Source organism: Streptomyces sp. NPDC051636, assembly GCF_044453765.1.
Lineage (GTDB): Bacteria > Actinomycetota > Actinomycetes > Streptomycetales > Streptomycetaceae > Streptomyces.
Genome location: NZ_JBITDA010000004.1, coordinates 396,772 through 405,764, shown reverse-complemented (window position 1 = coordinate 405,764; position 8,993 = coordinate 396,772). Strand labels below are relative to the sequence as shown.

General features: G+C 72.6%; 9 protein-coding genes and 1 pseudogene. 4 read left to right on the top strand and 6 right to left on the bottom strand.

All coding sequences use genetic code 11. The annotated features are described in order from the left end of the window. Positions 1-91: 91 nt before the first annotated feature. The gene (locus ACIBBH_RS11545) at positions 92-928 is read right to left on the bottom strand and encodes a response regulator transcription factor (protein WP_399404023.1); all 837 of its coding nucleotides are present in this window, start codon (positions 926-928) and stop codon (positions 92-94) included. A 137-nt stretch (positions 929-1,065) separates the two neighbouring features. Between ACIBBH_RS11545 and ACIBBH_RS11540 the strand changes: the two genes are divergently transcribed. Together ACIBBH_RS11540 and ACIBBH_RS11535 are read left to right on the top strand one after the other, a co-directional pair. After that, the gene (locus tag ACIBBH_RS11540) at positions 1,066-2,739 is read left to right on the top strand and encodes an AMP-binding protein (protein ID WP_399404022.1); all 1,674 of its coding nucleotides are present in this window, start codon (positions 1,066-1,068) and stop codon (positions 2,737-2,739) included. Positions 2,740-2,744: 5 nt separating this feature from the next. Then, a complete protein-coding gene (locus tag ACIBBH_RS11535; RefSeq protein WP_399404043.1) occupies positions 2,745-4,343 on the top strand; it encodes an AMP-binding protein in 1,599 nt (532 codons plus the stop codon). Positions 4,344-4,544: 201 nt separating this feature from the next. On the opposite strand, the gene ACIBBH_RS11530 is transcribed toward ACIBBH_RS11535, so the two are convergent. Next, positions 4,545-5,228 carry a hypothetical protein gene (locus ACIBBH_RS11530; RefSeq protein WP_399404021.1) on the bottom strand — a complete coding sequence of 228 codons (684 nt, stop codon included), beginning with the start codon at positions 5,226-5,228 and terminating at the stop codon, positions 4,545-4,547. A gap of 180 nt (positions 5,229-5,408) precedes the next feature. Between ACIBBH_RS11530 and ACIBBH_RS11525 the strand changes: the two are divergent. Together ACIBBH_RS11525 and ACIBBH_RS11520 are read left to right on the top strand one after the other, a co-directional pair. Then, positions 5,409-5,616 (top strand): annotated as a pseudogene (locus ACIBBH_RS11525) (glyoxylate carboligase); the annotation flags it as partial. A 106-nt stretch (positions 5,617-5,722) separates the two neighbouring features. Further along, positions 5,723-6,553: an alpha/beta fold hydrolase gene (locus tag ACIBBH_RS11520; protein WP_399404020.1), complete on the top strand. Its 831-nt coding sequence runs from the start codon at positions 5,723-5,725 to the stop codon at positions 6,551-6,553. A gap of 457 nt (positions 6,554-7,010) precedes the next feature. On the opposite strand, the gene ACIBBH_RS11515 is transcribed toward ACIBBH_RS11520, so the two are convergent. The 4 genes from ACIBBH_RS11515 to ACIBBH_RS11500 all read right to left on the bottom strand — a co-directional run bounded on the left by ACIBBH_RS11515 (position 7,011) and on the right by ACIBBH_RS11500 (position 8,808). Then, a complete protein-coding gene (locus tag ACIBBH_RS11515; RefSeq protein ID WP_399404019.1) occupies positions 7,011-7,250 on the bottom strand; it encodes a hypothetical protein in 240 nt (79 codons plus the stop codon). Positions 7,251-7,275: 25 nt separating this feature from the next. After that, positions 7,276-7,674 (bottom strand): hypothetical protein, encoded by a 399-nt coding sequence (locus ACIBBH_RS11510; protein ID WP_399404018.1) that lies wholly within the window; start codon positions 7,672-7,674, stop codon positions 7,276-7,278. Then, complete coding sequence (locus tag ACIBBH_RS11505) at positions 7,671-7,934, bottom strand: hypothetical protein (protein ID WP_399404017.1); 264 nt, start codon at positions 7,932-7,934, stop codon at positions 7,671-7,673. The genes ACIBBH_RS11510 and ACIBBH_RS11505 overlap by 4 nt, the downstream gene beginning before the upstream one ends. 127 nt (positions 7,935-8,061) lie before the next feature. Further along, the gene (locus ACIBBH_RS11500) at positions 8,062-8,808 is read right to left on the bottom strand and encodes a FadR/GntR family transcriptional regulator (RefSeq protein ID WP_399404016.1); all 747 of its coding nucleotides are present in this window, start codon (positions 8,806-8,808) and stop codon (positions 8,062-8,064) included. Positions 8,809-8,993: the final 185 nt, after the last annotated feature.

The following is an 8,993-nucleotide window of genomic DNA, read 5'->3' as shown; positions in this document are numbered from 1 at the left end:
GTCTCGCCGACCCACTCACCCATCGCCACACAACGAGTCTGGCCCTACCGCTCACGCGGCAGGGCCAGAACCCAACATCTTCATCCGCCTTCTAGGGAAGCAGGCCCGCGCGCCGGGCCGTGGACACCGCCTCCCCGCGCGTGTGGGCGCCCAGTTTCCGCATCGCCGAGCGCAGATATCCCTTGACGGTCTCCGGGCGCAGGCCGAGCCGTTCCGCCACCGTCGCGTTGGTCGCGCCGTCCGCCACGCAGGTCAGGATGTCCAGTTCGCGGGGGGTCAGACTCGGGCCGGCCGCCGGACCTGGGGCGGTCAGCAGGCCGCAGGCCGCCAGCAGTTCGGACCTCAGGTCCGGGTCGGTGATCCGCGGGGCCAGCGCGCGCAGCGCCGCGTGCGCCTCGCGCACCTGCTCCCAGGCCGCGCCCGCGGCCGTCGCGCCGGGGGCGGGCTCCGGCCGGGCCGCGGTCAGCAGCACCCGCGCCTCGTCCCGGACGACCAGCGCCTGTTCCACGTCCCGGGCCGCCGCCACCGCCGCGCCCAGCGTGCGGTCGCCCAGCGGCTGGGCCGTGCGCAGGGCTCCGTACAGCACGCCCCGCACCCGGCGCCGTACCACCACCGGCACGGCCAGCACCGAGCGCAGGCCCTCGGCGGCCACCGGCACGTCGTACTCGTGGCTGATCTGCCGGGAGGCGGAGTAGTCCGTCACCGCGCACGGGCGGGCCAGCGCCACCGCCTTGCCGCCCAACCCGTTGCCGGCGGTCACCGCGAGCGAGCGCAGGGCCATGGTGGCCGTGCCGCTCAGCTCGCTGATCCGCATCCGCGGCCGGCCGGAATCGACCAGGCCGCCGAAGGCGACCGGCAGGCCGGTCGTGCGCCGCAGCCGGGCCAGCGCACTGCGTATCTCCACCGCCCCCGCGGCGTCTGCTGTCACCTCTTCGCCCCTTCATCGCGGCTTTCGCGCAGTCCACACCCCCGTTCGGGGGTAGTGAGACCTGCATCACGGATTACACGATGCCAGAGTGCCGCCCGGCAATGGTCCGGCACCGAGCGGCCGGAGGAGGAGGACGGATGACGACGGCGACGGAGCTCTTCCGCAGTGCGCGGGACTTCCTGCTGGAACACCGCGAGGACTACGCCACGGCGTACGAGGGCTTCGCCTGGCCCCGGCCCGGGCACTTCAACTGGGCGCTGGACTGGTTCGACGCCATCGCGTACGGCAACGACCGCACCGCCCTGCACATCGTCGAGGAGGACGGCACCGAGACCCGGCTGTCCTTCGCCGAACTGGCCGAACGCTCCAACCGGGCCGCGAACTGGCTCCGGGCGCGCGGCGTCGAGCCCGAGGACCGGGTGCTGGTGATGCTCGGCAACCAGGCCGAGCTGTGGGAGACGGCGCTGGCCGCGATGAAGCTGCGCGCGGTCGTCATCCCCGCCACCCCGCTGCTCGGCCCCGCCGACCTGCGCGACCGCGTCGAGCGGGGCCGGGTCAAGCACGTGATCGTGCGCGCGGAGGACACCGCCAAGTTCGCCGACGTGCCCGGCGCCTACACCCGTATCGCGGTCGGCGGTCTGCCCGAGGAGGGCTGGGAGCCGTACGAGGACGCGTACACCGCCGCCGCCGAGTTCCTCCCGGACGGCCCCACCCTCGCCGACGACCCGCTGATGCTCTACTTCACCTCGGGCACGACCGCCCGCCCCAAGCTGGTCGAGCACACCCACACCTCGTACCCGATCGGGCACCTGGCCACCATGTACTGGATCGGCCTCATGCCCGGCGACGTGCACCTGAACATCTCCTCGCCCGGCTGGGCCAAGCACGCCTGGTCCAACCTCTTCGCCCCGTGGAACGCCGAGGCGACCGTGTTCCTCTACAACTACACGCGCTTCGACGCGACCCGCCTCATGGCCGAGATGGACCGCGCCGGGGTGACCACCTTCTGCGCCCCGCCGACCGTGTGGCGCATGCTCATCCAGGCCGACCTCAACCGGCTCGCCACCCCGCCCCGCGAGGCCGTCGCCGCCGGTGAGCCGCTCAATCCGGAGGTCATCGAGCAGGTACGGCACGCCTGGGGCGTCACCGTCCGGGACGGCTTCGGACAGACCGAGACCGCCGTGCAGGTCTCCAACAGCCCCGGCCAGCCCCTGAAGACCGGTTCCATGGGCCGGCCCAGCCCCGGCTACACGGTGGACCTGCTCGACCCGGTCTCCGGCGCCCCCGGCGCGGCCGAGGGCGAGATCGCGCTCGACCTGTCGGCGCGGCCGGTGGGCCTGATGGCCGGGTACCACGGCGACGCGGACCGCACGGCCCAGGCGATGGCGGGCGGCTACTACCGGACGGGCGACGTCGCGGCAAGGGACGAAGACGGATATCTCACGTATGTCGGGCGCTCCGACGACGTCTTCAAGGCCTCCGACTACAAGATCAGCCCCTTCGAGCTGGAGAGCGCCCTGCTGGAGCACGAGGCGGTGGCCGAGGCGGCCGTCGTGCCCGCGCCCGACGAGCTGCGCCTGGCCGTGCCCAAGGCGTACATCGTGCTCGCCGAGGGCTGGCAGCCCGGCCCCGACACCGCCAAGGTGCTCTTCGAGCACTCCCGCGAGGTTCTCGCCCCCTACAAGCGCGTCCGCCGGCTGGAGTTCGGCGAGCTGCCCAAGACCGTCTCCGGCAAGATCCGCCGGATCGAGCTGCGCGAGGCCACGGCCGCGGGCTCGGACAAGGAGTACCGCGAGGAGGACTTCCGGTGACCGAACTGTCGTACACGCACGGAACCGGCGGCACCGCCCTGCTCGGTGAGACCATCGGGGCCAACCTGAACCGGTCGGTCGCCGCCTGGCCGGACCGTGAGGCGCTGGTCGACGTGGTGTCCGGGCGGCGCTGGACGTACGCCGAATTCGCCGCCGACGTCGACCGGTTGGCGTACGCGTTGCTGGCGAGCGGGATCGCCAAGGGCGACCGGGTCGGCATCTGGGCGGTCAACTGCGCCGAGTGGGTGCTGGTCCAGTACGCGACCGCCCGCGTCGGCGCGGTCATGGTGAACATCAACCCGGCCTACCGCACGCACGAGGTGGAGTACGTCCTGGGCCAGGCCGGGATCTCGCTGTTGTTCGCCTCGGTCGGCCACAAGACGAGCGACTACCGGGCGATGGTCGAGGAAGTGCGGGGGAGATGCCCGCGGCTGCGGGAGACCGTGTACATCGGGGACCCGAGCTGGGACGCGATGATCGGGCGGGGGACGCCGGACCGGCGTGCCGAACTGCTCGCCCGGGCGGGGGAGCTGTCGTGCGACGACCCCATCAACATCCAGTACACGTCGGGGACGACGGGCTTCCCCAAGGGGGCCACCCTCTCCCACCACAACATCCTCAACAACGGGTACTTCGTGGGGGAGTTGATCGCCTACAGCGAACGGGACCGGATCTGCATTCCGGTACCCTTTTATCACTGTTTCGGCATGGTAATGGCCAATGTGGCCGCAACTTCGCACGGCGCCTGCATGGTCATCCCGGCGCCGGCCTTCGATCCGAAGGCCACGCTGGAGGCGGTCCAGCGGGAGCGGTGCACCTCGCTGTACGGCGTACCGACCATGTTCATCGCGGAGCTGAACCTCCCGGACTTCGCCACGTTCGACCTCTCCACCCTGCGCACCGGCATCATGGCGGGTTCCCCCTGCCCGGTGGAGGTGATGAAGCGGGTGGTCGCCGAGATGCACATGGAGGAGGTCTCCATCTGCTACGGCATGACCGAGACCTCGCCGGTGTCGCTGCAGACGCGCATCGACGACGACCTGGAACACCGCACGGGCACGGTCGGCCGGGTGCTGCCCCACCTGGAGGTGAAGATCGTCGACCCGGTGAGCGGGGTGACCCGACCGCGCGGCAGCGCGGGGGAGTTGTGCACCCGCGGCTACAGCGTGATGCTCGGCTACTGGAACGAGCCGGAGAAGACCGCCGAGGTGATCGACGCCGGGCGCTGGATGCACACCGGGGATCTCGCGGTGATGCGCGAGGACGGGTACGTCGAGATCGTCGGCCGCATCAAGGACATGATCATCCGGGGCGGCGAGAACATCTACCCGCGTGAGATCGAGGAGTTCCTCTATGCCCACCCCGGGATCCGGGACGTCCAGGTCGTGGGGGTTCCGCACGAGACGTACGGCGAGGAGGTCCTGGCCTGTGTCATTCCGCGCGACCCGGCCGACCCGCCGACACTGGACGACATCCGCGCCTTCTGCGCGGGACGGCTCGCGCACTACAAGGTGCCGAGCCGGGTGGAGGTCCTCGACGCCTTCCCGATGACGGTGTCCGGGAAGGTCCGCAAGGTGGAACTGCGGGAGAAATACGGGGAGTAAGCGCAGGCGGCCGCAAGAGCCTGCCCACACCGCCGGCCTGCTGGAGAGCGCCGGCACCCGGCGCTGACCGTCACCGGCCTCGAATCGCGGGGCGACAACGGCGTCGTCGTCACCTCGGCAACCATTCACGGCCGGCGCGGCGAGCCGGTGCGGTCCGGGCAGCACGAGTACCCGCTGCGACGTCAGTAGCCCCGTCGGTGCTCACGCGCCCGTGGCGTCCAGGTCGTCGGCGACGGCGTTGACCGGCTGCGGGGTGCCCGTGAGGTCCAGGACGAACAGCGGGACGCCGAGGGTGTCGGCGCGGGCGCGGGCGTCGTCGGCGTACCCGGCGAGGGAGAAGTAGACGCAGCCGGCGGTCTCCGTCATGGCCGTCAGCCACAGGCACTCCACGTCCCGCAGCGAGGCCGGCCGCACGGTGGGGTCGACCTGGGCCAGCAGTCCGCGGGCGGCCAGGCCGATGCCGGAGGGGGGCCGCTGGTCGGCGCGGCGGATGTCCCGGTAGCCGAGCCAGCGCAGGTAGAGCGCGGCGGCGGTGACCGCGTCGCGCGCGGTGCGGATGGTCACCGGCTGGAAGGGCGGGCGGCGTGCCGGACGGGGGGCCGGGCCGGGGCGGGCCGCCGGGGTCGCCCCGGAGACCGGGAGGCGCAGCACGGTCCCGCACGGGCAGCCCAGCTCCGGGTGCGGCCACTGGTCGCGGCGACCGCAGGACAGGCAGCGCACGGTGACCCAGTCCTCGTCCCAGGCCCGGTGCGCGACGGCCGTGGGCGCGGCCCGCCGGTCCAGCGGCGGGCTGACGGGGGCGCCGCAGGCGCAGGGATACGACGGCGCGGTGTAGACGTGCTCGCGCCGACAGGCCGGGCAGCGCACCGGCACGCTCTCGGACATGGCCGCATCGTCCTCCGGGCGGGCCCCGCTTGTCCCTCACTTGCCCCTGTCTTGACGGCTTTCGCGTACCCACCTGCATTGCTTCCAGATAGTAGAAAACAATTTCTGCTATACGGAATTTGCTGCTCACCGCGGGGCGCGACGGGAGTGCGAATCCGACAGCCGAAGACAGCCGAGGCAGAGCTCGCCGCCGCCTTCGAGCAGGCCCAGAAGCTCGCCGCCGAGTTCCGGGTGCCGGTCGTGGTCGAGGCGACCTCGAGCGCGTCACCAACATCTCGATGTCCGCCACCAACGCCATCGCGGCGTCGTCGAGTTCGAGGAACCGGCCACCGAGCCGGGTCACGCGCCGACGGCCATCAGGACGCTGAAGGTCCGACGGGGACGGTGACAGCGGGGGCCGGTGGGGACGGGGCCGGGTGCCGGCGTGAGACCCCGGCCAGAGGCCACGCCCCCTTTGCCTCTCCCGGAGCGTCCGGCATGCTCGCCCCGTGCGGATGACGGTTTCCACAGCGGTCGGTGATGTCGTCGTGCGGTGCGCCGGTCCGGTGGGAGCGCCCGCGCTGTTGGTGCTGCACGCCAACCCCGGGGACGGCCGGGACTACGACGCGGTGCTGCCCGCCCTCAGCGACCGGTACCGCACCCATGTGGTCGACTGGCCGGGGTACGGCGAGTCGAGTGTGGCCGAGCCGTCGCTGGTCACGCCGGAGCGGCTGGTGGAGGTGGCGGAGCGGGTCCTGGACGCGCTGGACGACACGGGCGCGGTGACCGTGGTCGGCAACAGCGTCGGCGGGTACGTGGCCTGCCGGCTCGCCCGGGGGCGGCACGCGGCGCGGATCGCGGGACTGGTCCTGGTCGACCCGGCCGGCTTCACCCGGCAAGGGGCGCTCACCCGCTGGTTCTGCCGGGAGGCGATGGGCCGCCCGGCCGTGGCACGCCGGCTCGTCGTCCCACTGGCCCGGGCCTATCTGGGACGGCTCCGTACGCCCAGTGCCCGCGCCGCCTTCCGGCGCGCCCGCCGGCTGCCGTACCAGCCGGAGAGGCTGGCCGTGCACTGCGCGATCTGGCGCGGTTTCGCGGACCCGGAGTTCGGGCTGGAGGACCCCGGCGGCATCGACGTACCCGTGCTGTTGTTGTGGGGCCGCCGAGACCCCGTCGTGCCCGCCTTCCTGGACGGCCGCCGGGCCCGGCGCGCGCTGCCGGGCCACACCGTGAGTGTCCTGCTGCCCACCGCCCACGAGCCGTACAACGAGCGCCCCGACCTGTTCCTGCGGCACACGCTGGCGTTCCTGCGGAACCCGGGGGCCTTCACACCGTCCCGCAGCTGAAACCGTCCCAAGGACTGAGTCGCGTGGTACGCCCCGCCGGTCCGGCAACCGCCGTATCCCCGCGGGCCGGCAGAGCGCGCCCTGTACGGCCTTGGGGAAGGGCGGCAGGGGCGGGAGGTCCGCACCCTCCGCCGGGCCCGAGGCGCGCATGGTGCCCGCCCCGGCCGCTCCGCCGCCCCCAGCAGATGCAGGGCCGGCACGGCGACCGCCACCGCGGCGCGAGAACCGCCCGGACCAGCGCGATCTCGTGCGGTTCGAGCGGGATCGCCGTCGTGCTGCCCATGCCACATCCCCGTGCGGGGCCCGCCGCCCCCGTGAACGACGGGCCCCGCGTGAAAGGAGTGTGCCCGCCGCCGGGGGCGGTCGAAGCCTCCGCGGCGCTGTTCAGAGCTTGATTTGAGGATTGCGCAGCCGGGCTGCGCCCGGCGCCGTACGCGCGCTCCCGTCCTCCCGGTTGTCACGGCTCCTCGTGCTCCGACAGCCCCGGCCAGTCGTCCGGTCCGCCGCCCTGCCACTCGATGAGGTCGCTCTCCTCGACCTCGATCCGGTCCAGGTCGGCCAGCCGCAGGATCTCGACCACGTCGTCCAGGTGGGAGGCGATCCCCAGGGTCACGTCCCCCTCGGTGACCCGCCGCGAGCCGTCCAGGGCCGGGGCGTGCACCACGATGTGCGGAAACTCCGTCGGTGGATGTGTCATGCCTTCAGGCTGCTGCGGGGCGGATCTATCCGCACGCCGGGCGGATCGGCGGCCCCGCCCCCGCGACGAGAAGTGCCACACCGTCCGGCAGGCGCCGCGGACCGTACTCGGACAGCGACTCCACGCCGATGTCGACGCCGGTGCCGTGCCGGACGGCGGCGGGGGCGGGGAGCGGTCCCATCGCCAGAGGGGCCGCCATGGCCTCTTCCCGGCTCTCCAGCCACTCCTCGCCGCTCATACCGGTGTCCCGGACGGCCTGTTCCTCGCTCTCCAGGTCCGCCGCCGTGCCGCGGACGTACCCGAACAACGCGATGGCCGTGTGCAGCCTGATGTTGTCGTCGAGTCCGTGCCCGTCCAGGGCGCGGAGCGCGAGGTCGATGTGCCGCATGCCGCCCAGCGCCGGCAGGGGCCTGCTCAGGCTCATGGTCCGGGCCGGCCAGGGATGGACGCGGTCCAGCGTCCACTGGTCCGGGCGGAGCGTTCCAGCTGCTCCCGCCGGCTTCCGCCCGGCCGGGGCGGGGGCCCCTCGCCGAAGGCGGCGCCGGCCATCGGCGCGACGAGTTCCTGCTTGTTCCGCACGTGCCGGCAGAGGGACATGGTGGCCACGTCCGGCTCGGTGGCGACCCGCCGCAGGGTCAGCGCCGTCAGGCGCTCGGCGTCGTCGGTCCGGATCGCCGTCCGCACGACGCGTGCCCGGGCGGGGTCGTCCGTGGGCGTCCTGCCCCGCCGCGCGGGGGCGCGGCCGGGCCGGCTCGGTCGGGCCGGGCGGACAACCGCGTCCTCCGTACACGCTACGGCCGGGGCCACGGCACTAGGCCGGCTCCGTCCCCGTCCCGGTCGCCGCGGCGCCGGTCGTTCCCGGGGCTTCGGCCTCCGGCATGTTCAGGGCCTTGCGGACGACATCGTCGTGGAAGCCGCGGATGTGCTGCTCCACCAGATCACCGGCGCGCTCCACGTCGCCCGTCGCGATGGCGTTGTAGATCGCGTGGTGGTCCGCCCGCAGCCGGACGGCGATCGGCTCCCAGTCGGCGATCTTGTGGAACACGGTGAGCAGGGTGCGCCGTACGGCGTTGCGGACGGCGACGGTCATGTCCGCCATCAGCCGGTTGCCTCCGGCCTCGGCGATGGCGACGTGGAATGCGGTGTCGTAGTCGTTGAACAGCTCGCGGCCCAGGGCCTTGTCGTCCATACGGACGAGCGGCTCCCGGATCCGGGACAGGTCTTCCTGGCTGGCGTGGCCCGCGGCGAGGCGGGCGCTGGCGCGTTCGAGCGTGGCGCGTGCCTCGACCACGTCGTCGAGAGGGAAGTTCGCCAGCGCCATGTGCAGGCGCAGCAATTGGGTCAGGCCGTTGCTGGGCATGGCGGAGATCACGCTGCCCGAACCCGGCCCGGTGCCCACGCGGGAGCGCAGTACCCCCTGTGCCTCCAGGACCCGCAGGGCTTCCCGGACGGCCGCTCGGCTGACTCCGAGGAGCTCGACCAGCTCGCGCTCCGGCGGTAGCCGGTCACCGACACCGAGATTGCCCGCCAGGATCTGGTCCTCGATACGCGCCAGCACGAGCTCGAAAGTACGGGAACGCGGTACCGGCTCCCAAGACGCGCTCGACTCCGCCATGGAAAGCCCTTTCATCCTGGTGGTGCAATGCCTGCCCTTCTGATCATAGCTTGAGGCGCCCGCTCTTTGGTCTGACCAAAGCGAATTTGCTGCGTCCTACCTCTGGACAGAGACAACGGAGAGGTGTC

Excerpts from the sequence above, each read along its gene's own strand:
- ACIBBH_RS11520 (WP_399404020.1), top strand. The coding sequence starts at position 5,723 with ATGACGGTTTCCACAGCGGTCGGTGATGTCGTCGTGCGGTGCGCCGGT.
- ACIBBH_RS11510 (WP_399404018.1), bottom strand. The coding sequence starts at position 7,674 with ATGAGCCTGAGCAGGCCCCTGCCGGCGCTGGGCGGCATGCGGCACATC.
- ACIBBH_RS11540 (WP_399404022.1), top strand. The coding sequence starts at position 1,066 with ATGACGACGGCGACGGAGCTCTTCCGCAGTGCGCGGGACTTCCTGCTG.
- ACIBBH_RS11515 (WP_399404019.1), bottom strand. The coding sequence starts at position 7,250 with ATGACACATCCACCGACGGAGTTTCCGCACATCGTGGTGCACGCCCCG.
- ACIBBH_RS11530 (WP_399404021.1), bottom strand. The coding sequence starts at position 5,228 with ATGTCCGAGAGCGTGCCGGTGCGCTGCCCGGCCTGTCGGCGCGAGCAC.